Source organism: Variovorax sp. UMC13 (assembly GCF_014170375.1).
Classification (GTDB): domain Bacteria; phylum Pseudomonadota; class Gammaproteobacteria; order Burkholderiales; family Burkholderiaceae_C; genus Variovorax.
On the sequence record NZ_LZZW01000032.1, the window covers coordinates 113,932 to 134,112 of the forward strand.

Here is a 20,181-nt window from a genome sequence, read left to right on the forward strand (position 1 = left end):
GGCTACGCGGCCAATCCCCGGTACAGGAAGTCCACGCCCTCGACCAGGCTGCGGTGGGAGGCGGGGAGGCCCGCCAGGGCGAAGCCGTTGAGGTAGTCCGCGAGCACCGCGCCGGCGATCGCGGCATGTGCCGTGCCAAGGGCCAGACCTTCGACGGCGCTGCCGAACAGCCGGGCGAAGTGCTGGGCCACGCCTTCGCGTACCCCTGGGTCGCGCGCCATGACCACGGTCAGCATGGGTGCGGCCGAGGCCAGCTCCACGTAGGCCTGCGCAACGAAGCGCAGGCGCGTGCGCGGCGTCCTCGCGCGCCGGGGGATCTCCAGCTCGCCGAGCCGCGAGAAGTGGTGGTCGGCCAGGGCCTGCAGCAGCGCGGTCTTGTTCGGGAAATAGTGGTAGACCGCCATCGGGTCGACGTCCAGCGCACGCGCGAGTTCGCGCATCGAGAAATCGGTACCGCTGCTCTCCAGCAGCGTCGCGGCGGCGACCAGGATCCGGTCGGGTTCCAGCCGTTGCCGGGGGCGTTCGGGTGTCATGCCGGGTGGCGGGGGGATCGCTTTCATCTCTAGAATTCTACGTTGTAGAAATTCTGGAGTTTCCCATGCATCGCCCCCATGTCCGCGTCTTCGTCGCCGCCAGCCTCGACGGTTTCATCGCCGGTGCCCAAGGCGACCTGAACTGGTTGTCGGCCTTCGACGATCCGCCCGAACTGACCGGCTACGCCAGCCTGAGCGCGCAGACCGATACCGTCGTCCTCGGGCGCAACACCTACGACACCGTGCAGGGCTTCGACGGCTGGCCCTATGACGGACAGCGGGTCGTGGTGCTCACGAAGCGCAGCCTCGGGGGCGCTCGGGGCGAGGAGGCGCATGCCGGCAGCCTGCAAACACTGCTGCACACGCTGTGGACGCAAGGCAGCCGCAACGTCTACCTGGACGGCGGCCAGGCCATCCGCCAGGGCCTGCTGTCGGGCTGCGTCGACGAACTGACGATCTCCTGGGCGCCGTTGCTCCTGGGCACGGGCGTGCCGCTCTTCGGCCCGGAGCTGGCGATGACGCGCCTGCCGCTTGTGGCCAGCCGAAGCCTGCCGAGCGGCCTGGTGCAATGCACCTACGCGCCGAAATCTTGAGTGCGGCTGGCGCTGGATCTCGCACAATGCCCGCGAACGGCCAATCCTGCGATTCCGCCGCAAAAAAAGGAGACACCATGACGGAGACACCCAAGACCAAGGGCCCGGCCTCTTACTTCCCTTCCATCGAGAAGACCTACGCGAAGCCGATCGCCCATTGGATGGCGGTGCTCGAGCAGGCGCCGACACGCAAGCACATGGAACTCGTGAACCTGCTCAAGACGGCCCATGGGATGGGGCACGGGCATGCGAACGCGCTGGTGGCCGTGTTCCTGGCGCAGGCGGCGCCCGCGAAGCCGTAGGCTTGGGTCGATTCACTCGGGACGGCTCGCCATCGACCAAACGCCCGAATGTGTTGCGCGCCTATTCAACGACCAGCCCCAGCTCGCGCGTCATCGTCTGGTACGTGGGCCAGGTCCGCTGGATGAACTGCTGCAGCTCGACCCCGGTCCATGGCGGGCCTTCCACGCCCAGTTGCGCCAGCACGGTCTTCACGGGCTCCGATTTCGTGGCCGAATCGCGGGCCACCTCTGCGAGCCTTTGCACCACGTCCCTCGGCAGATTGGCCGGACCCAGCAGCATGTTGCACTCCTTGAGGTTCTCGAACGCCGGCCCCGTGAAGCCCTCGTCGGCCCAGGTCGGGATGCCCGGCAGCAGCGCTTCCGAGCGGTCGCCCGAGATCACCAGGATCGGCCGGAAGGCCCCGCGCTGGATGCCGGCGGCCATGCCGGCCATCGAGCCGGCCCCGATGTCGATGTTGCCGGCCATCAGGTCGAACACCATCGGTCCCGTCCCCTTGTAGTTGACCAGGTCGAACTTCGCACCGGTCTGCTTGGCCAGCTGGCTCATCATCAGCTGCCAGCCCGAGCCGATGCCGTAGTTGCCGACGCTCACCGGGCGCTTGCGCGCCAATTCGATCAGCTCCTTGAGGTTCTTCACCGGCAGGTCCTTCTTCACGACCATCGGCGAGGTGCCCGTGCTGAACGCAGCGACCGGCGTCAGGTCCTTGGTGGTGTCGAGCGGCACCTTCTTGAGCAGCACGGGCGCCTGCGCCAACTGGCTGTGCAAGGTGATCAGCAGCGTGTAGCCGTCCGGCGCGGAACGCGCGACGGCGTCCGCGGCGATCATGCCGATGGCGCCCGAACGATTCTCCACGACCACCGGGACGCCGAGCCTTCCGGTCATGTATTCCGCAAGCGCGCGTGCGGTCGCATCGTTCGATGAGCCCGGCGCCTGCGCGGCGATGATCTTGATGGGCTTCGCGGGCCAGGCCTGCGCGCGCGCCGGGCCCGGCAGCCAGCCGGCGGCCGCAAGACCCAGCCCGGCGCCGATGAAGCGGCGGCGTTGCGCCGCCGCGGGGAGGAATGTCGATTCGATGTGCGTCTTCATGTTGTCTCCTTCTTGTTCTCAGGTTCAGATGCCGGCCACGCCGGTCGCGGCGGCGGACCTACATGCCGATCCGGTCAGCGCGGTCGACCAGGTTCTTCACGATGCGCACCGATGCGATGTCGATCATCTTTCCGTCGTACTGGACGGCGCCGAGCCCTTGCGCCAGCGCCGCGTCGTAGGCCCGGATCATTTCGCGCGCACGCGCGACATCGGCTTCCGCGGGGGAGAAAGTGGCCTGCGCGATCTCCACCTGCGACGGATGGATGGCCCACTTGCCGACCATGCCGAGGGTCATGGCCCTGCGGCATTCCTCGCGGAAGGCCTCGGGTTCCCTGAAGTCGGCGAAGGGCCCGTCGACGGCGTCGATCCGGTGGGCACGCGCCGCGATCGTGAGCTTGTGGCGCTGGTAGCTCCAGATGTCGCCGGGGTAGCCGCTCGGGCCGCCGATGTCGCGGATCGACACGCCCTGGCTCGCCGAATAGTCGCCCATGCCGAAGATCAGGCATTCGAGCCGTGGCGTCGAGGCGGCGATTTCCTCGACGCGCATCATGGCCTCGACCTCCTCGATCAGCACGTCGATGCCGATGCGCTTCTTGAGGCCGAGCTTCTTCTCCATCATCGCGAGCAGCTTGTCGACGAACTGCACGTCGGATGCGCTCATGGCCTTGGGCAGCATGACCATGTCGAGGTTCTCGCGCGCGCCTTCGACCACCTCGATGATGTCCTCGTAGGCGTACTCCGTGCTGAGGTCGTTGATGCGCACGCAGCGTGTGGTGCGGCCCCAGTCGAGCGTATTGAGTGCTTGCACGATCTTGGCGCGCGCCGGCCGCTTCTCCGACGGCGCGACTGCATCCTCGAGGTCGAGGAAGACGAAGTCGACGCCCATGCCCGCGGCCTTCTGCATCATCTTTTCGCTGGAACCGGGAACGGACAACTGGCAACGGCGCAGGCGCCTGGGTCTTTCTTGCATGGGTTTTTCCTTGGTAAGTCAGAAGAAGTTGCGAGCGCGTTCACTGAACGACGTGCCCGGCCCGCAACGAAGCGATTTCGTCACCGCTGAAGCCGAAGGTCCGGAGCGTCTGGTCGGTGTGCTCGCCCGTCAGCGGCGCGCGGCGGCGGACGCCGCCCGGCGTGCCGCTCATGCGCACCGGCGTGCCGGCCACGGTGAGCGGGCGAGAGGCGCCCGGCTGCTCGACCTCGACCAGCATCTGGCGCGCACGGAAGTGCGGATCGCCGAAGATGTCGGCCGCATCGAAGACCGGGCCGAACGGAATCTCTCCGCCCAGCAGCGCCGAGAGTTCGGCCTTGGTGTGGCGGGCGGTCCAGCGGCCCACGATCTCGTCGACCGAGGCCTTGTTCTCGACCCGCGCATCGTTGGTGGCATAGCGCGGGTCCGTTGCGAGCTCCGGCCGGCCCATGCGTTGCACGAGCGGCACCCAGAAACGATCGTTGGGCACGCCCAGGCTCACGTGGCCGTCCCGGGCGGGGAAGAGCCCGAAGGGGCACAACAGTGGATGGCCATTGCCTTCGGGCCCCGGCACCCGCCCGGTCGCGCTGTGCTGGAACACCAGGCGTTCGCAGATGGCAAGCACGGCATCGACCATCGCCACGTCGAGGAACTGGCCCTGGCCGGTGCGCTGCGCGCGCCAGCAGGCCGCGGCGATGCCGTAGGCCAGGTGCATGGCCGGCACGATGTCGCCCACGCCGGGCCCGATCTTCGTCGGCGGGCCGCCCGCCACGGCACCGGTGATGCCCATGATGCCGCCCATCGCCTGTGCCACCGGGTCGTAGGCCGGCCAGCCCGCGTAGGGGCTCTCGCCGCTGCGCGTGTCGCCGAAGCCGCGCAGTGCCGCATACACCAGGCGCGGGTTCTCCAGCGCAAGCGTCTCGTAGCCCAGGCCCAGCCGCTCCATCACGCCGGAACGGTAGTTCTCGACCAGCACGTCCGCCTGCCGCACCAGGCGCAGCAGCGCGGCCTTGCCGGCGGCCTGCTTCAGGTCGAGGACCAGCGAGTCCTTGTTGCGATTGATCGATGCGAAGTAGCTGCCGTAGCCTTTGTCCTCGATCCGTCTCGCGCCGTCGAGATGCGGTCCGGTGCGGCGCGTGAGGTCGCCGCCGGGCGGCTCGATCTTCACGACATGCGCACCCTGGTCGGCCAGCATCATCGTGGCATAGGGGCCCGCGAGCATCTGTGTCAGGTCGAGCACGACGAGGCCCTCGAGCGCGCCCGTCGCACGCCGGGAAGAAGCGGCAGCGCTCACCTGTCGGCCCAATGGCTCTTGCGCTTGAGCAGCACGGTCCGTTCCGCTTCCACGCAGAGCTTGTCGTCCTGGTTCAGGCCGTAGTGCCGGAAGCGCACGATGCCGGCGTCGGGCCGTTCTGCGTCCCGGCGTTCGAGCACTTCGCTGAAGGCGTAGAGCGTGTCGCCATGGAAGACCGGGTGCGACAGGCGGATCTTGTCGAGCGCGAGTTCGGTCAGGCATTGCTCGGCCGTGTCCTGTGCCGCGAGCCCGAGCACCATCGAGAGATTGATGCCGCCGAACACTACGCGCTGCGCGAAGATGCCGCGCGCGTCCTGCTGCATCGCGTGCTCGTTGAAATGCCCCTCGGCCGTGTTCATGACCATGTGCGTGATGAGCACGTTGTCCATCTCGGTCACGGTCTTGCCGCGTGCGTGCCGGACCAATGCCCCCACTTCGAAGTCTTCGAAGTAGTTGTCGGTGCTGGTGAGTTCCGCCGCCTTCATGCCGTGGCTCCCCGCTTCGCGGCCTGCTTCTCGAAGGCCCGGCCCGCGATCATGGCTTCCACTTCCGACTTGCCCAGCAACTGCGTCGCGATGATGCGCTGCTGGATCTCCGAGGTGCCTTCGAAGATCTTGGTCAGGCGCGCATCGCGCCAGTAGCGCTCGACCGCGAACAGCTTGGTGTATCCCGCGCCACCGAAGATCTGCATGGCCTCGGAGGTCACGCGCTCGGCCATCTCGGAGGCGAAGTACTTGACCATCGACGCTTCCTTGTCGCAGCGTCGACCGCTGTCGATCTGTCCGCACACGTAGTACATCAGCTGGCGCGCCGCCTCGATCTCGGTGGCCATGGTCGCGATCTTGAAGCGGATGGCCTGGTACTCGGCGATGGGCATGCCGAACTGCTTGCGCTCGCCCGCATAGGCGATGGCATCCTCCAGCGCGCCCTGTGCGAGGCCGATGGCACGCGCCGCCGTGTGGGCGCGCGCGCCTTCGAGCCCCTTGGTCATCAGGTGGAAGGCCTTGCCTTCCTCCCCGATGAGCCCCTCGGCCGGCACCCGCAGCCCGTCGAGTGCGAGCTCGAAGGTCTTCCATCCGAAGTAGCCGATCTTCGGGATGGCGGAGCCCATCATCCCCGCGGGAAAGCTGCCGCGCTCCTTCTCGATCAGGAAGCACGAGATGCCCAGGTAGCGCTTGTCGGCGCTCGGCGGTGGCGAGGTCCGCGCGAACAGCGTGAGGTAGTCGGCGCCGTCGGCAAAGGTGCACCAGTACTTGTTGCCCGTCAGCACCCATTCGTCGCCGTCGCGCACCGCTCGGCAGGAGATCGACGCCAGGTCGGACCCGGTATCGGGTTCGCTCAGCGCGCTGGCGTTGAGGAACTCGCCGCGCACGACGCGGGGCAGGTAGCGGGCCCGCATCTCTTCGGGCATGGCCGACTTGATCCAGCCCCCCTGTGCACGGGCCACGATCGAGGCCACCGACATCCAGCCGCGCGCCAGCTGCTCGCAGATGAGGCAATACTCGAAGTAGCCGAGCCCCATGCCGCCGTATTCCTCCGGAATCATGATGCCGAAGTAGCCCATGTCGGCCAGCTTCTGGCGCAGGTCCATGGGGATCTCGCCCTCGGGCCCGTCGAGCCGGTTGGCAACCGGCAGCACCTCTCGCATGGTGAAGTCCCGTGCGGCGTCGCGGATCATGCGACGCTCATCGGTCATGTAGCCCAGTCCGTCTTCTGACATTCTCAGTTCCTTGTTTTGACGAGGTTGGAGCGCTTGAAGCGAATGACTTCCTCGCCCTGCTGGTTCGACCCGCGGGTGTGCCAGGTCACGATCCCATAGCCGGGCCGGTTGGAGGCCAGGCGCCGCGCGATGACCTCGGAATGCGCATACAGCGTGTCGCCGGGATAGACGACCTTGAGATAGTCGAGCTCGTCGACGCCCAGGAAAGGGCCACCACCTTCGGACAGATCCTCGACCGACAGCCCGAACACCGTGTTGAACACCAGCAGCGGATTGGCGGGTGTGGTCGGGTGGCCGTGCGCCCTGGCAAAGGCCTCGTTGGTGTAGTGCGGGTTGTAGTGCAGCGTCAGCGTCGAGAAGAGCGTGTTGTCGGCCGCCGTGACCGTGCGGCCCCAGTGGTGCGCAAAGCTGCGGCCGATCTCGAAATCTTCATAACGGTTGCCGCGCTGCCGGAGCGTCGCGTCGGCCTTCAGCCGCGCGACCGTGCTGTCGTTGGGGGTCATTGGATGGCTTCGAACAGGGGTTGGAGGGAAGGGGCGCGGTCCAGCGTGGCCACGGCGTCGACGAAGCGGTCGAAGCGCCTGGCGCCGAGCACCGGTTCGGCGATCGAACGAGCCTTGGCCAGCAGGCGCGTCCATTGCGCGTCCAGGTCCGTGTCGGGAATCGCCACGTTGGCGGCGCGCGAAAGGGTTCGGCCGTCGCGCGTGTGCATCGTCACCACGGCCGTATCGCGGTCCTCGGCCTCGACCACGTGCATCGACATGCGGCGGGCCGCGGCGGCGTAGCGCGCATCGAGCGCCGTGCCGTCGGTGTAGAGGCCGAGGTCGGCGGTGTCGGCACCGTCGAGCGCCAGGGCGGCGAGATGCTGGATCGAGAACTTGATGCCGAGGCCGTCCTGGGGCACCGCGATGTCGCAGACCCCGCGATGGTTGCCGGCAACCTGGATGGTCATCGACGCCAGTGCATCGAGATCGACGCCATCGTGCTGCCGCATGCCGCGGACCGCCTCGATCGTGGAATGGGTGAGGTAGCAGGAGGCGTGGTACTTGAAGAGCGTCCGCTCGATGGCGAAGCCGTGGGCCGTGTCGATCGAGGGCGCGAAGCCGTTCAGCGTCGGGGCCATGGTGCGGGCGAAGCCCTGCGCGCATTCGATCGCGCTGTCGTTCACGGTGAAGCCACGCGCCGCCAGCTCCGCCGCCATCAAGCCGTTCATGGCGGCCTTGCCCGCGTGCAGCGGCTTGCCCATGGTGCCGAACATGCACTTGAGCCCGGCGGCCTGGGTCGCGGCGAGCCCGAGTGCATGCGCGGTCTGGCCGCTGTCCAGGCCGCGCAGGTTGGCGCAGGCCGCCGCGGCGCCGAAGGTGCCGACCGTGCCGGTGACGTGGAAGCCATGCTGGTAGTGGCTCGGCCCGACCATCTCTCCGAGCCGGCTCTCGATCTCGTGACCCACCACCAGGGCACGTAGCAGGTCGCGACCCGATGCCGAACGGGACTGCGCCAGGGCGAGAACGGCCGGTGCCACCGGTACCGTGGGGTGGCCGAACATCCTCGACGCCACATCGTCATAGTCCAGCGCATGGCCGGCGGCGCCGTTGATGAGTGCCGCGTCGTGCGGGGCGGCACGCTGTCCACTGGCCAGCAGAAGGCATGGCTGTTCGGCCGATCCACGGTAGGCCTCGACAAGGATCCGCACCAGGGGCTCGGTCGTTCCTGCGATGCCGACGGCCAGCCAGTCGAGCAGGACATGCCTGGCCCATTGGTACGCCACGGGGGTGATGCATGCATCGTCGGTGCGGCTGATCCAGTCGGCCATGACCTGCGTGACCGCAACGCCGGTGCTGGCGTCGTCCATCTTCTTTTCCACGTTGTCTCCTGCCCTTGATGCAGGGCTGCCTGATGAGTTCTCCAAAGTATTGAGCAGGCAGGCGCGCAGTTGCATCACATATGTGATGGATGGATGAAGGATCGAGTCATCACATATGTGATGAAGATGTCCAGTCACCGACGACAGACTCGGTACGCCCGCTCGCCTTTCCGGTGACGCGGTCCTTCAATTCAACGGTGCCTTGCCATGACACTCACTGCGTCTTCCCGCCGGCCGCGACGCTCGGCCATGTATGTTCCCGCCACCAACCTGCGTGCCCTGTCCAAGGTCGGCGCGCTCGACTGCGACACCGTCATCCTCGATCTCGAAGATGCGGTGGCGCCCGACATGAAGGAGGCCGCGAGGCGCAACATCGAGGCCTTCTTCGCGACGCCGCGGGACGGTCTGCAGGAGCGGGTCATCCGGGTCAATGCCGTCGACACGCCGGACTTCGAGCAAGACATGGCCACCGTCGCCGCCTGCCGGCCGGATGCGGTCCTGGTGCCGAAGCTGTCGAGCGCCGGGGACTTCGCGGCGATCGCCGCCACGTTGCAACGCCACGGCCCGCATCCGGCGTTGAGCCTCTGGGCCATGGTCGAGACGCCCGCGGCGTTGCTCTCGCTCGATGAGATCATTGGCGCCGGCCTGGCTTCTCAGCCCCGGCTCGAGTGCCTCGTTGTCGGCACCAACGACATCGCCAAGGAGACGGGAGTGTCCACCGGCGAAGGGCGCATCTTCCTGCTGCCCTGGCTGATGCACGTCGTGCTCTGCGCCAAGCGCCATGGCGTCTGCGTGCTCGACGGGGTCTGGAACGATTTCGCCGATCAGGCGGGCTTCGCGGCGGAAGCGGCGCAGTCGGTGAAGATGGCCTTCGATGGCAAGACGCTGATTCATCCGGCCCAGATCGATCCGGCGAACCGGGCCTTCTCGCCGTCGGCGGAGGCCGTGTCGCAGGCGCGGCAGGTCGTGGCGATCTTTGCCCGACCGGAGAACGCCGGCGCCGGTGTCGTCAATCTCGGCGGAAGGATGGTGGAGCGCCTGCATCTGGCGCAGGCGCAGGCCTTGCTGGCCCTCTGCGATGCGATCGAGACGCGGCGCGCGGGCCGGCGCTGAGGCCCGGGCCGTTCAGCAGCTGGCGGCGACCGCCAGCACGGTCCGCACGAGTTCGGCGCGGCGTGTGTGCAGGCGCTCGACCGGTGCGCCGACGCCGATGCTCAGGTATTGCCCGCGGATGGGGGTGGCCAGCAGCGTCGCGATCACGCCCGCGCCGGAGGTGGCGAGGTTTGCCGATTCGTAATAGCCCTGCTCGCGTGCCGACTCGACGGCCCGCATGGTGGTGGCGATCCTTGCGACCGGCCCGGTCCGTCCCGGTTCGGCGTTGTAGCGCCGCAGCAGCCGGCCGATCTGCTCGTCGTTCTGGGTGCTGAGCAGCATGATGCCCGTCGCGGTGCGGTGCATCGGACGCATGGTGCCGGGCGATGGCGAGAAACGCAGGGCATTCTGCGATTCGAGGACCGACAGATACTGCAGCAGGATGCCGCTCTGGCGAGCCAGCAGCACGGTCTCGCCGGTTTCGTTCGCGAGTCGACGCAACGCGTCCTGGACCGCATCGCGCTTGTGCGGAATGCGTGTCGCCCAGTCGCCCAGGAACGCCACGCGCACCGACGGGCAGTACTCGCGCGTGGTCGCATCGAACTCCATGTAGCCGCGGGACACCATGGACTTCAGCAGCATCGAGACGCTGGACTGCGGCGCCGCCAGTTTCTGTGCGATGGCGGTCACGCGCAGCGGCCGCCGCTCGGCGTCGAACAACTCGAGCAGATCGAAGACGCGTATGGCTGATTTGACGAGACCGCTGTGCACCGGGGGCTTCCAGAAACGGGGACGGAGTCCGCCATTGTCTCAGCCCGCGCGTCGCGGTCCGCTCAGGCCGCCACCGTCGCCGCCCCCTGCCGTAGCCCCATGGCCTCCAGCGTCTGCGCGATCGCCTCGACCGCGCCCGGAATGCCGGCCTCGCCGAAGTGGCCCATGCAGCCCACGCGGAAGGTCTCGACCTGGGTCAGCTTGCCCGGGTAGAGGATGTAGCCGCGCTTCTTGACCTCCTGGTAGAAGGTCTTGAAGTCGTAGTTGGCGTCGTCCGGCGCGTGGAAGGTCACGATGATCGGCGCCTGGATCGCGGGGTCGAGGAAGCTGCGCAGGCCGAGTGCGGCCAGGCCGTCGACCAGGGCCTTGCAGTTGCGCGCGTAGCGGCCGCCGCGCGCTGCGAGGCCGCCTTCCTCGAGGTACTGCGCAATGGCCTCGTCCAGCGCGGCCACCACGTGGGTCGGCGGCGTGAAGCGCCACTGGGTGGTCTTCTCCATGTACGTCCACTGCTCGTACAGGTCCATGCTCAGCGAGTGGCAATGACCTTCGCACTGTTCGAGCACGGCCCGCCGAACGACCACGAAGCCCATGCCCGGCACGCCTTCGAGGCACTTGCCCGAAGCCGCGATGACGGCGTCGAAGGGCGTCTTGCGGGCATCGATCTCGAGCGCGCCGAAGGAACTCATGGCGTCGATGATCAGGCCGCGTCCGTGCCGGGCCACGACCTGCGCGATGTCGTGCAGCGGGTTGAGCACGCCGGCCCCGGTCTCGCAGTGCACCATCGCCACGTGCGTGATGCCCGGGTCGGCGGCCAGGGCGCGCTCCACGTCGGCCGCCTGCACCTGCTTGTCTTCGGTGTAGTCGATGGTGGTCACCTTGCGGCCCAGCACGCGGCAGATCTTCGCCAGGCGCTGGCAGTAGGCGCCGTTGCTCGGCACCAGCACATGGCCGTCGCGTGGCACCAGGGTGCCGATGGCGGCCTCGACCGAGAAGGTGCCGCTGCCCTGCATCGGCACGCATTCGTGCGTGCCCTGGCCGTGCACGATGTCGAGCACGCGCGCGCGGATGCGCGCGGTGATCTTGTTGAAGTCGCCGTCCCACGAGCCCCAGTCGCGCAGCATCGCCTGGCGCGTGCGGTCCGAGGTGGTGAGCGGGCCCGGCGTGAGCAGGATGGGGCTGGGGGTCGAATTCATCGTGATGTCTCCGTGCGGGTGGGGTAGAGGGGAAACGGGTCAGCCGCGTCCGAGCTGGCGCCAGGCCTGCGTACGTGACAGCAGCACGCGCGTGAGCAGCGAGTAGACGATGCACACCACGGTCGAGGTGACGACGATCAGGCTGGCCAGCGCCGCGGCCGGGCCGATGTCGCCGGCGTCGTCCATGTGCATGATCGCGACCGAGGCCAGGATGGTGTCGGGCGTGTAGAGGAAGATGGCGCACGACAGGCTGGCCATCGAGACCACGAAGAAGTAGCGGCCGATGTCGAGGATCGCGGGCAGGCACACCGGCACCGTCACGCGGAAGAAGGTCTTGATGAACGGCACCTTGAGCGAGGCCGAGACGGCCTCGAACTCGTTGTCGATCTGCTTGAGCGCCGTCACCGCCGTGAGGTGGCTGGAGGTGTAGTAGTGCACCACCATCGAGATCACCAGGATCGCCATCGTCTGGTAGAGAAAGCCCAGCGGGTTGGCCGGATGGTTGAAGAACATCACGTAGCCCAGGCCCAGCACCAGCCCGGGCACCGCCATCGACAGCACCGCCATCATGTGCATGGTGCGGCGCATGAGCCCGAGGTTGCGCGTCTTCTCGATCAGGTAGGCGCCCACGAAGACGATGAAGGAACCGGCCACGGCCGTGATGGCCGCCACCTCGAGGCTGTTGAAGTAGGCCGCCGCCATGTCGCTCTCGAGCAGCACGAAGTGGTAGTGCTTGAGCGTCGGCGACAGGTCGTAGGGCCACAGCGTGATCAGCGAGGTGTAGATCGCCATGCCAATGGTGGCCAGCAGCAGGCCGCAGACGCCGACGCAGAACAGCAGCAGCATGGCATCGGCCAGCTTGCGCGGCTTGGGGCTGTAGGGCACCGAGCGGGCCGTGAGCTGGGCCTTGAGCTTGCGGCGCACCACCCAGTCGATGGCGAAGGAGATCACCGAGGGCAGCAGCAGCAGCATGCCGACCACCGCGCCGATCGAGAAGTTGTGCTGGCCCACCACCTGCTTGAACACGTCGACCGACAGCACGTTGAAGTTGCCGCCGATGACCTTGGGTGCGCCGAAGTCGCTCACCACGTAGGTGAAGACCACGGTCGACGCGCTGATGAGGCCGTACTTGCACGACGGCAGCGTGATGGTCATGAACTGGCGCAGCGGCCGGGTGCGCAGCGCGGTCGCGGCTTCGTACAGGCGGCCGTCGGCCAGCGACAGCGCGGTGACCAGGATCATCAGCGCGTGCGGGAAGGTGTTGTAGACCTCGGCCAGGATGATGCCGGGCGCGCCGTAGATCGACATCCCGCCCAGCAGGAACTTGAGCGCGCCCTGGTTGCCGAACCACTGCACGAAGGAGATGGCCGACAGCAGCGAAGGCGCGAGCAGCGGAATCAGCGCGATCAGCCGGAAGGTGGCCTTGAGCCACACCGGCATGCAGCTGCGCGTGAGCGCATAGGCGAACACGAAGGCCGTGGGCACCGAGATCGCGACCACGGCTGCGGAGACCCAGACCGAGTTCCAGGCCGCGCGCAGCAGGCTGGGCGTCTGGAAGTAGGTGATGAAGTGCGCCAGGCCGACGAAGCGGCCGTCCTTGTCCTGCACCGCATGCGCGAGGATGGTCGCCAGCGGCGCGACCAGGAAGACGAAGAGCATGACCATCACCGCGAGCAGCACGGCGCGCGCGATGAGCTCGTCACGGCTCCAGCGCATGCCCGGGCGGCGGAAGGCGGCGCGTGGCGTCAGGGTCGGGGCGTGTGCCAGCGTGTTCATGCGTGGGCTCGCGCGGCGGAAGCCGACGGTGCGGCGAAGGCACGGATGCGGTTGGCCCGCAGCGCGATCTCGATCGTGTGGCCCTCGCGGATGTCGAGGTCGTGCAGCTGGTTGAGCGAGAAGTGCAGGCCCAGCGTCTGGCCATGCAGCGCGTCGGCCGTGACTTCGGCGATGCACAGCCCACCCAGGAACTCGACCTTGCTCACCAGCACGTTCATGCGGTTGGCCGTGTCCTCACGCAGGTTTTCGGCCATGCGGTCCTCGGGCCGCAGGTAGAGGTTGACCGCATCACCGGCGGCGAAGGCCGCGTCGCAGGCGTCGCACTGCAGCTCCAGGTCGCCGACCTTGAAGCGCTGCTGGCCCAGCGCCATCGCGCGCAGCACGTTGACCTTGCCCACGAAGTCGGCAACGAAGGGCGTGGCCGGCCGTTCGTAGATGTCCATCGGCGTGCCGACCTGCTCGATCACGCCGTGGTTCATGACCACGATGCGGTCGGCCATCGAGAGCGCCTCTTCCTGGTCGTGCGTGACCATGATGGTGGTGATGCCGACCTGCTTCTGCAGCCTGCGGATCTCGCCGCGCAGGCGGATGCGCTCGATCGCGTCGAGCGCCGACAGCGGCTCGTCGAGCAGCAGCAGCCCCGGCCGGGTGGCGAGCGCGCGCGCCAGCGCCACGCGCTGCTGCTGCCCGCCGGAGAGCTGGCTCGGGTACTTGGCGCCCGAGGTCGGCAGCCCCACCAGCGTGAGCAGTTCCTCCACGCGGGCCTTGATCTCGGCCTTGCGGGCGCGCGAGTTCACGAGGCCGTAGCCCACGTTGTCGGCGATGCTGAGGTTGGGGAACAGCGCGTAGGACTGGAACACGATGCCGTAGTCGCGCCGGTCGGGCGGCAGCCACGAGACGTCCTTGCCGTTCTGCAGGATCTGGCCGGCGGTCTGCGTCTCCAGCCCGGCGATGATGCGTAGCAGCGTGGTCTTGCCGCAGCCCGAGGGGCCGAGGAAGCACAGCATCTCGCCCGCGTTCACCCGCAGGTGGATGTCGCGCAGCGCGCTGAAGGTCTCGAAGTCCTTGCGGATGCCGACGATCTCCAGCGCAGCGCGGGCCGGATCTGCGAGAGGGTTGCCAACGTTCAGGTCCATGGTTCGCACTCGGTGTGACGAACGCCGCAAGAGCGACGTCGCGGGTGGGAGAAGCTCTTCGTGACCCTTCGCGGGACACCGCGGAACCGGCTTCGCCGGGCCGCCGGAGTCGCCCCCGGTAGGGGGTTGGCGAAGCGACACGAAGTGCGCGAAGACTGGGGGCGAGCCTATGGCTTGGGCTCGGCCTTGCCCTCGTAGCGCTTACTCCACTCGGCCAGGATGCGCTCGCGGTTCTTGGCGGCCCAGTTCAGGTCGTTCCTGGCCAGCAGCTTCTCGTAGTTCTCGGGAATGCCCTCGAGCTTCGAGGCCACGCCCGGGTAGGCCACCACCGCCCACCAGTTGGCCGTGATCTGGTTGGCCTCCTTGGTGGCCATCCAGTCGGCGAAGCGCTTGGCCAGCTCCATCTTCTTGCTGGTCTTCATGATGCTCGTGGCCTCGATGTCCCAGCCCAGGCCTTCCTTGGGGAAGACCAGGTCGACCGGCGCGCCCGATTTCTTGACCTGGTGCGCGCGGAACTCGAAGGAGATGCCAATGGGGAACTCGCCCGCGCCCGCCTGCTTGCAGGGCTTGGAGCCCGAGTGCACGTACTGGGCCACGTTCTGGTGCAGCGCGTCCATGTACTTCCAGCCTTCGGCCTCGCCCATGTTCTGCAGCCAGTACGACACGTCGAGGTAGCCGGTGCCGCTGGAGGCCGGATGCGGCATGGTGATCGCGCCCTTGTAGATCGGCTTGGCCAGGTCCTGCCAGCTCTCGGGCTTGGGCAGGCCCAGCTTCTTGGCCTCCACGCGGTTGAAGCAGACGGTGGCGGCCCAGACGTCCATGCCGACCCACGACGGTGGCCGCGCGCTGTCGGAATAGGCGGGGTTGAGCGCGCCGAAGCCCTTGGGCTCGTAGGCCTGCAGCATGCCCTCCTGCGCCAGCAGCGCCAGGCTGCTGGCGGCCAGGCCGGCGACCACGTCGGCCTGCGGATTGGCCTTCTCGGCCAGCAGCTTGGCGGTGACGATGCCGGTCGAGTCGCGCACCCACTTCACCTCGATGTCGGGGTTGGCCTTCTCGAAGGCGTCCTTGTAGAGCTTCATGGCGTCGGTCTCGAGCGCCGTGTAGACCAGCAGCGGCGTGCGCTGCTGGGCCAGCGCGAGACCGCTCGCGGCGAGGCCGATGGCCGCGGTGACTGCGATGGAGAGGGCCGTCGTGAGGCGGCGCGCGCTTCGGATCATCGTCATCTTCAACTCCTGTTCAGCTGGCTGTCGAACCCCCCGTGGCGGGGGTGGATTGGCGGGCTCCCGAAGGCGGAATGCGGGTCTACGGTCGTCTCGGGGTGGAGGCAATGTAGATTGTGTATTGCGGACTGTCAATAAAAAATTGTTGACAGTTTTCAATTCGGAGCCAAAATGAGGCCATGGCAACGCACAACTCCACCTCCGCCCTGGCCTTCCTTCAATCGAGCTCGCTGCCGATGCTCATGCAGGACGAGATCGAGCGACTCATCATGAATGGCGAGCTGGCCGTGGGCAGCCGCATCAACGAGAGCGAGCTGTCGCAGCGCTTCAACACCAGCCGCGGGCCGATCCGCGAGGCGCTGCGCGCGCTGGAAGAGGCGGGCCTGGTGCGCAACGAGAAGAACCGGGGCGTGTTCGTGCGCGAGATCTCCTTCGAGGAGGCCGACGAGATCTACGAACTGCGCGAGGCGCTGGAAGAGATCATCGGCCGGCGCGTGGCCGCCAGCATGCAGCCCGACGCGCTCGAGCGCCTGCGCGCCATGATCGAGCCGATGCGCGAGGCCGCGCTGGCGCAGGACCTGGAGCAGTACGCGCAGCTCAACCTGCAGTTCCACGACATCCTGCTCGACACCGCGGGCAGCCGCAAGCTCACCGAGACCTACAAGCGCCTGGTGAAGGAGCTGCACCTGTTCCGCATGCGCGCCCTCGACACCGGCGGCGGCCTGCGGGTGTCGGCCGACGAGCACCGCGAGATCGTCGACGCCATCGCCAGCCGCGACCCCGAAGCCGCCGGCCAGGTGCTGCGCCGGCATGTGGCCGGCAGCCGCGCCCGCATGCACAAGGCCATGGGCCGCCCCGACAGCACGCCCGAATCCCATCTGCAGAAAACCCCCAGGACAACCTGACCCGCAAGGAGATCCGAGATGACCGTGAAGACGCTGGAAGTCAATGCCCGAAGCTATCGCTGGATGAGCCGACCCGTCGTGGTCGTCTGCGTCGACGGCTGCGAGCCCGCCTACCTGGATGCGGCCATCGCGGCCGGCGTGGCGCCGACCATCGCGCGCATGCGTGCGTCCGGGGCCGACCTGCTGGCCGACTGCGTGGTGCCCTCGTTCACCAACCCCAACAACCTGTCGATCGTGACCGGCGCGCCGCCCGCGGTGCACGGCATCTGCGGCAACTACTTCTTCGACCGCGAGCTGGGCCAGGAAGTGATGATGAACGACCCCAAGTACCTGCGCGCCGGCACCGTGCTCGCGGCCTTCGCCGACGCGGGCGCCAAGCTCGCGGTGGTGACCGCCAAGGACAAGCTGCGCAAGCTGCTGGGCCACCGCATGAAGGGCATCTGCTTCTCCTCGGAGAAGGCCGACCAGGCGACGATCGAGGAGAACGGCATCGAGGGCGTGGTCGAACTGGTCGGCATGCCCGTGCCCTCGGTCTACAGCGCGGAGCTGTCGGAGTTCGTGTTCGCGGCCGGCGTGAAGCTCATGGCCTCGCGCCGCCCCGACCTGATGTACCTGTCGACCACCGACTACGTGCAGCACAAGGCCGCGCCCGGCAGCCCGGCCGCCAATGCCTTCTACGCGATGATGGACGGCTACCTCGCGCAGCTCGACGCGATGGGCGCCACCATCGTGCTCACGGCCGACCACGGCATGAACGACAAGCACAACGCCGACGGCTCGCCGCAGGTGATCTACCTGCAGGACGTGCTCGACGGCTGGTACGGCAAGGACGAGGCGCGGGTCATCCTGCCGATCACCGACCCCTACGTGGTGCATCACGGCGCGCTCGGTTCCTTCGCCACGGTCTATGCGCCCGACGAAGCCCGCGTGCCCGGCTGGATCGAGCGCATCCGGGGCGTGCCCGGCATGGAGCTGGTGCTCTCGCGCAAGGACGCGGCCGAACGCTTCGAGCTCCCGCCCGACCGCATCGGCGACATCGTGGTGGTCAGCGAGCGCCACACGGTCATCGGCACCTCGGCCAGCCGGCACGACCTCTCGGCGCTCGAGGTGCCGCTGCGCTCGCACGGCGGCGTCTCCGAGCAGCAGGTGCCGCTGATCTGCAACCGCCCCGTCAGCGGCATCGCCGCCAGCCGCCGCCTGCGCAACTTCGACGCGCTCGACCTCGCCCTGAACCACGCGCAATAACACCGGAGCATCGTCCACCATGAGCCAAGCCATGTTGAAGCCAGGCACCGTCCACCACGAAGCGCTGCGCATCGCCGGCGAGAAGGTCCACCGCGAGCGCACCATCGAGGTCACCTACCCCTACACCGGCGAAGTGATCGCCACCGTGCCCAAGGCCACGCTGGACGACCTGCGCCAGGCCTATCGCATCGCGCGCGACTACAAGCCCACCCTCACGCGCTACGAGCGCTACAAGATCCTGATGCGCGCGGGCGAGATCATCGCCTCGCGGCTGGACGAGATCTCGCGCGTGATCACGCTCGAATCGGGCCTCTCGCGCAAGGACTCGCTCTACGAAGTGGGCCGCGCCTCCGACGTGCTGCTGTTCGCCGCCAACCAGGCGCTGGTGGACGACGGCCAGGTCTTCTCCTGCGACCTCACGCACCACGGCAAGAGCCGCAAGGTCTACACGCTGCGCGAGCCGCTGCAGGGCGTGATCACCGCGATCACGCCCTTCAACCACCCGCTGAACCAGGTGATCCACAAGGTCGCGCCCTCGATCGCCACCAACAACCGCATGGTGCTCAAGCCCAGCGAGAAGACGCCGCTCACGGCCTTCCTGCTGGCCGACATCCTCTACGAGGCGGGCCTGCCGCCGCCGATGCTGTCGGTGCTCACCGGCGACCCGCGCGAGATCGCCGACGAGATGCTCACGCACGCCGACGTCGACCTCGTGACCTTCACCGGCGGCGTGGCGATCGGCAAGTACATCGCGGGCAAGGCGGTCTACAAGCGGCAGATCCTGGAGCTGGGCGGCAACGACCCGATCATCGTGATGGACGACGCCGACATCGAGGAGGCGGCCACGCTCGCGGCCAGCGGCTCGTACAAGAACTCGGGCCAGCGCTGCACCGCGATCAAGCGCATGCTGGTGCAGGAGACGGTGGCCGACCGCTTCGTAGAACTGCTGGTGGAGAAAACCCGCGCGCTGAAGCACGGCGACCCGATGGACCCTGCCACCGACGTCGGCACCGTGATCGACGAGGCGGCGGCGCGGCAGTTCGAGGCCGTGGTCAATGAAGCCATCGCGTCGGGCGCGCGCCTGCTGCACGGCAATGTGCGCAACGGCGCGTCGTATTCACCCACGGTGCTCGACCGCGTCGACCCCGAGATGACGGTGGCCAAGCACGAGACCTTCGGCCCGGTGTCGCCGGTGATCCGCTTCAAGACCATCGAGGACGCGATCCGGATCTCCAACGGCACGGCCTACGGCCTGTCGTCCGCGGTCTGCACCAACCGGCTCGACCACATCACGCGCTTCATCCGCGAGCTGAACGTGGGCAGCGTCAACGTGCGCGAGGTGCCGGGCTACCGGCTCGAGCTCACGCCCTTCGGCGGCATCAAGGACTCGGGCCTGGGCTACAAGGAAGGCGTGCTCGAGGCGATGAAGAGCTTCACCAACACCAAGACCTATTCACTGCCGTGGTAGCCAACGCACCGCTCGATATCGCCGGCATCGTCGCCCTGTTCGAGGCCAAGGGCCACGCGCAGTACGACGGCGAACCCGTGACGCAGCTCCAGCACGCGCTGCAGTCCGCGCACCTGGCCGAGCAGGCCGGCGCGTCCAGCGAACTCATCACCGCCAGCCTGCTGCACGACCTGGGCCACCTGCTGCACGGCATGGAAGGCACGCCCACGCAGCAGGGGCTGGACGACCTGCACCAGTACCGCAGCCGCGCCTTCCTCAAGCACCTGTTCGGCCCGGCCACGCTGGACCCGATCCGGCTGCACGTGGACGCCAAGCGCTACCTCTGCGCGCGCGAGCCGGGCTACCTCGAAGCGCTGTCGGCCGATTCGCAGCGCAGCCTGGTGCTGCAGGGCGGCGTATTCGACGCGGCCCAGGCGCTGCAGTTCGAAGCGCTGCCGCATGCGCTCGATGCGGTGCGCCTGCGCCGCTGGGACGACAGCGCCAAGAGCGCCGACGCGAAGACACCCGACCTGGCCCACTATGCGCAGCACATGGCGCTGGCGGCCGCGGCACGGCCATGAATGCCGTGCGGCCGCCCGCGCTCACGCGCCGTCCGGCCACGCCGCAGGACATCCCCTTCCTGTTCGCGCTGCGCCAGCAGACGATGAACGGCCACCTGGTCGCATCGGGCGCCGAGATCGACGACGCCCACCACATGGCGCGGCTGATGCACCGCTTCGAGTGCGCCGAAGTCCTGCTGCAAGAGGGCGTGCCGGTCGGCCTGCTCAAGGTCTCGCGCGACGCGCTGGAGTGGGTGGTGATCCAGATCCAGCTGGTGCCGGCCTGCCAGGGCGGCGGCATCGGTGCGGCCCTGCTGGCCGAAGTCGTCGACGAGGCCACGCAGGCCGGCGCCGACCTCACGCTCAGCGTGCTGAAGGCCAATCCGGCCCGCGGGCTCTACGAGCGTTTCGGCTTCGTCATCGAACGCGAGAACGGTTTTTCCTACGAGATGCGGCGCAAGCCCTGACAACCTGAG

21 protein-coding genes are annotated in these 20,181 nt (G+C 67.9%); 8 read left to right on the top strand and 13 right to left on the bottom strand.

Features of this window, described 5'->3' with window-relative positions; translation table 11 throughout:
• Window positions 1-2: 2 nt before the first annotated feature.
• Window positions 3-560, bottom strand: coding sequence for a TetR/AcrR family transcriptional regulator (locus tag A9977_RS27930; RefSeq protein WP_183028070.1), 558 nt, complete (start codon window positions 558-560; stop codon window positions 3-5).
• Window positions 561-598: 38 nt separating this feature from the next.
• Here A9977_RS27930 and A9977_RS27935 point away from each other — a divergent pair, with 38 nt between their 5' ends.
• Complete coding sequence (locus A9977_RS27935) at window positions 599-1,126, top strand: dihydrofolate reductase family protein (protein WP_183028071.1); 528 nt, start codon at window positions 599-601, stop codon at window positions 1,124-1,126.
• Between the two features lie 77 nt (window positions 1,127-1,203).
• A complete protein-coding gene (locus A9977_RS27940; protein WP_183028072.1) occupies window positions 1,204-1,428 on the top strand; it encodes a DUF4287 domain-containing protein in 225 nt (74 codons plus the stop codon).
• A gap of 61 nt (window positions 1,429-1,489) precedes the next feature.
• On the opposite strand, the gene A9977_RS27945 is transcribed toward A9977_RS27940, so the two are convergent.
• Genes A9977_RS27945 through A9977_RS27975 form a run of 7 tightly spaced genes read right to left on the bottom strand, consistent with a single transcriptional unit; the run spans window position 1,490 to window position 8,360 of the window.
• Window positions 1,490-2,515 (bottom strand): tripartite tricarboxylate transporter substrate binding protein, encoded by a 1,026-nt coding sequence (locus A9977_RS27945; RefSeq protein ID WP_183028073.1) that lies wholly within the window; start codon window positions 2,513-2,515, stop codon window positions 1,490-1,492.
• Between the two features lie 58 nt (window positions 2,516-2,573).
• A complete protein-coding gene (locus tag A9977_RS27950; protein WP_183028074.1) occupies window positions 2,574-3,485 on the bottom strand; it encodes a CoA ester lyase in 912 nt (303 codons plus the stop codon).
• Window positions 3,486-3,525: 40 nt separating this feature from the next.
• Window positions 3,526-4,776 (bottom strand): CoA transferase, encoded by a 1,251-nt coding sequence (locus A9977_RS27955; RefSeq protein WP_310936207.1) that lies wholly within the window; start codon window positions 4,774-4,776, stop codon window positions 3,526-3,528.
• Window positions 4,773-5,261, bottom strand: a complete 489-nt coding sequence (locus A9977_RS27960; RefSeq protein ID WP_183028075.1) for a MaoC family dehydratase — start codon at window positions 5,259-5,261, stop codon at window positions 4,773-4,775. The genes A9977_RS27955 and A9977_RS27960 overlap by 4 nt, the downstream gene beginning before the upstream one ends.
• Complete coding sequence (locus A9977_RS27965; protein WP_183028076.1) at window positions 5,258-6,496, bottom strand: acyl-CoA dehydrogenase family protein; 1,239 nt, start codon at window positions 6,494-6,496, stop codon at window positions 5,258-5,260. Before A9977_RS27965 ends, A9977_RS27960 begins: the two co-directional genes overlap by 4 nt.
• Window positions 6,497-6,498: 2 nt before the next feature.
• Entirely contained in the window at window positions 6,499-6,999 is a 501-nt protein-coding gene (locus A9977_RS27970; RefSeq protein ID WP_183028077.1) for a MaoC family dehydratase, read from the bottom strand.
• Window positions 6,996-8,360, bottom strand: a complete 1,365-nt coding sequence (locus A9977_RS27975) for an MmgE/PrpD family protein (RefSeq protein ID WP_310936208.1) — start codon at window positions 8,358-8,360, stop codon at window positions 6,996-6,998. Before A9977_RS27975 ends, A9977_RS27970 begins: the two co-directional genes overlap by 4 nt.
• 207 nt (window positions 8,361-8,567) lie before the next feature.
• Between A9977_RS27975 and A9977_RS27980 the strand changes: the two genes are divergently transcribed.
• Window positions 8,568-9,473 (top strand): CoA ester lyase, encoded by a 906-nt coding sequence (locus A9977_RS27980; RefSeq protein WP_183028079.1) that lies wholly within the window; start codon window positions 8,568-8,570, stop codon window positions 9,471-9,473.
• 12 nt (window positions 9,474-9,485) lie between these two features.
• Here A9977_RS27980 and A9977_RS34695 read toward each other — a convergent pair whose 3' ends face one another.
• The 5 genes from A9977_RS34695 to A9977_RS28005 form a co-directional block, all read right to left on the bottom strand.
• A complete protein-coding gene (locus A9977_RS34695; RefSeq protein ID WP_183028080.1) occupies window positions 9,486-10,223 on the bottom strand; it encodes an IclR family transcriptional regulator in 738 nt (245 codons plus the stop codon).
• A 62-nt stretch (window positions 10,224-10,285) separates the two neighbouring features.
• Entirely contained in the window at window positions 10,286-11,416 is a 1,131-nt protein-coding gene (locus A9977_RS27990) for a 2-aminoethylphosphonate--pyruvate transaminase (RefSeq protein ID WP_183028081.1), read from the bottom strand.
• A gap of 39 nt (window positions 11,417-11,455) precedes the next feature.
• Window positions 11,456-13,192, bottom strand: coding sequence for a putative 2-aminoethylphosphonate ABC transporter permease subunit (locus A9977_RS27995; protein WP_183028082.1), 1,737 nt, complete (start codon window positions 13,190-13,192; stop codon window positions 11,456-11,458).
• Window positions 13,189-14,328 (bottom strand): putative 2-aminoethylphosphonate ABC transporter ATP-binding protein, encoded by a 1,140-nt coding sequence (locus tag A9977_RS28000; protein ID WP_183028083.1) that lies wholly within the window; start codon window positions 14,326-14,328, stop codon window positions 13,189-13,191. The genes A9977_RS27995 and A9977_RS28000 overlap by 4 nt, the downstream gene beginning before the upstream one ends.
• A gap of 167 nt (window positions 14,329-14,495) precedes the next feature.
• The gene (locus A9977_RS28005; RefSeq protein WP_183028084.1) at window positions 14,496-15,551 is read right to left on the bottom strand and encodes a putative 2-aminoethylphosphonate ABC transporter substrate-binding protein; all 1,056 of its coding nucleotides are present in this window, start codon (window positions 15,549-15,551) and stop codon (window positions 14,496-14,498) included.
• 176 nt (window positions 15,552-15,727) lie between these two features.
• Between A9977_RS28005 and A9977_RS28010 the strand changes: the two genes are divergently transcribed.
• From A9977_RS28010 to A9977_RS28030, 5 genes are read left to right on the top strand one after another with little or no spacing between them, the layout of a single operon-like run.
• Window positions 15,728-16,453, top strand: coding sequence for a phosphonate utilization associated transcriptional regulator (locus A9977_RS28010; RefSeq protein WP_183028085.1), 726 nt, complete (start codon window positions 15,728-15,730; stop codon window positions 16,451-16,453).
• A gap of 18 nt (window positions 16,454-16,471) precedes the next feature.
• Complete coding sequence (gene phnA / locus A9977_RS28015) at window positions 16,472-17,698, top strand: phosphonoacetate hydrolase (RefSeq protein ID WP_183028086.1); 1,227 nt, start codon at window positions 16,472-16,474, stop codon at window positions 17,696-17,698.
• A gap of 19 nt (window positions 17,699-17,717) precedes the next feature.
• The gene (phnY, locus tag A9977_RS28020; protein WP_183028087.1) at window positions 17,718-19,166 is read left to right on the top strand and encodes a phosphonoacetaldehyde dehydrogenase; all 1,449 of its coding nucleotides are present in this window, start codon (window positions 17,718-17,720) and stop codon (window positions 19,164-19,166) included.
• Window positions 19,160-19,726 (top strand): phosphonate degradation HD-domain oxygenase, encoded by a 567-nt coding sequence (locus tag A9977_RS28025; RefSeq protein ID WP_310936209.1) that lies wholly within the window; start codon window positions 19,160-19,162, stop codon window positions 19,724-19,726. Before phnY ends, A9977_RS28025 begins: the two co-directional genes overlap by 7 nt.
• Window positions 19,723-20,172 (top strand): GNAT family N-acetyltransferase, encoded by a 450-nt coding sequence (locus A9977_RS28030; protein ID WP_183028088.1) that lies wholly within the window; start codon window positions 19,723-19,725, stop codon window positions 20,170-20,172. The genes A9977_RS28025 and A9977_RS28030 overlap by 4 nt, the downstream gene beginning before the upstream one ends.
• The last annotated feature ends 9 nt before the right edge of the window (window positions 20,173-20,181 follow it).

Bases quoted from the DNA above. Each gene is read 5' to 3' on its own strand.
- A9977_RS27930 (WP_183028070.1), bottom strand. From the start codon at position 560: ATGAAAGCGATCCCCCCGCCACCCGGCATGACACCCGAACGCCCCCGG.
- A9977_RS27935 (WP_183028071.1), top strand. From the start codon at position 599: ATGCATCGCCCCCATGTCCGCGTCTTCGTCGCCGCCAGCCTCGACGGT.
- A9977_RS27940 (WP_183028072.1), top strand. From the start codon at position 1,204: ATGACGGAGACACCCAAGACCAAGGGCCCGGCCTCTTACTTCCCTTCC.
- A9977_RS27945 (WP_183028073.1), bottom strand. From the start codon at position 2,515: ATGAAGACGCACATCGAATCGACATTCCTCCCCGCGGCGGCGCAACGC.
- A9977_RS27950 (WP_183028074.1), bottom strand. From the start codon at position 3,485: ATGCAAGAAAGACCCAGGCGCCTGCGCCGTTGCCAGTTGTCCGTTCCC.
- A9977_RS27960 (WP_183028075.1), bottom strand. From the start codon at position 5,261: ATGAAGGCGGCGGAACTCACCAGCACCGACAACTACTTCGAAGACTTC.
- A9977_RS27965 (WP_183028076.1), bottom strand. From the start codon at position 6,496: ATGTCAGAAGACGGACTGGGCTACATGACCGATGAGCGTCGCATGATC.
- A9977_RS27970 (WP_183028077.1), bottom strand. From the start codon at position 6,999: ATGACCCCCAACGACAGCACGGTCGCGCGGCTGAAGGCCGACGCGACG.
- A9977_RS27980 (WP_183028079.1), top strand. From the start codon at position 8,568: ATGACACTCACTGCGTCTTCCCGCCGGCCGCGACGCTCGGCCATGTAT.
- A9977_RS27990 (WP_183028081.1), bottom strand. From the start codon at position 11,416: ATGAATTCGACCCCCAGCCCCATCCTGCTCACGCCGGGCCCGCTCACC.
- A9977_RS27995 (WP_183028082.1), bottom strand. From the start codon at position 13,192: ATGAACACGCTGGCACACGCCCCGACCCTGACGCCACGCGCCGCCTTC.
- A9977_RS28000 (WP_183028083.1), bottom strand. From the start codon at position 14,328: ATGGACCTGAACGTTGGCAACCCTCTCGCAGATCCGGCCCGCGCTGCG.
- A9977_RS28005 (WP_183028084.1), bottom strand. From the start codon at position 15,551: ATGACGATGATCCGAAGCGCGCGCCGCCTCACGACGGCCCTCTCCATC.
- A9977_RS28010 (WP_183028085.1), top strand. From the start codon at position 15,728: ATGGCAACGCACAACTCCACCTCCGCCCTGGCCTTCCTTCAATCGAGC.
- phnA (WP_183028086.1), top strand. From the start codon at position 16,472: ATGACCGTGAAGACGCTGGAAGTCAATGCCCGAAGCTATCGCTGGATG.
- phnY (WP_183028087.1), top strand. From the start codon at position 17,718: ATGAGCCAAGCCATGTTGAAGCCAGGCACCGTCCACCACGAAGCGCTG.
- A9977_RS28030 (WP_183028088.1), top strand. From the start codon at position 19,723: ATGAATGCCGTGCGGCCGCCCGCGCTCACGCGCCGTCCGGCCACGCCG.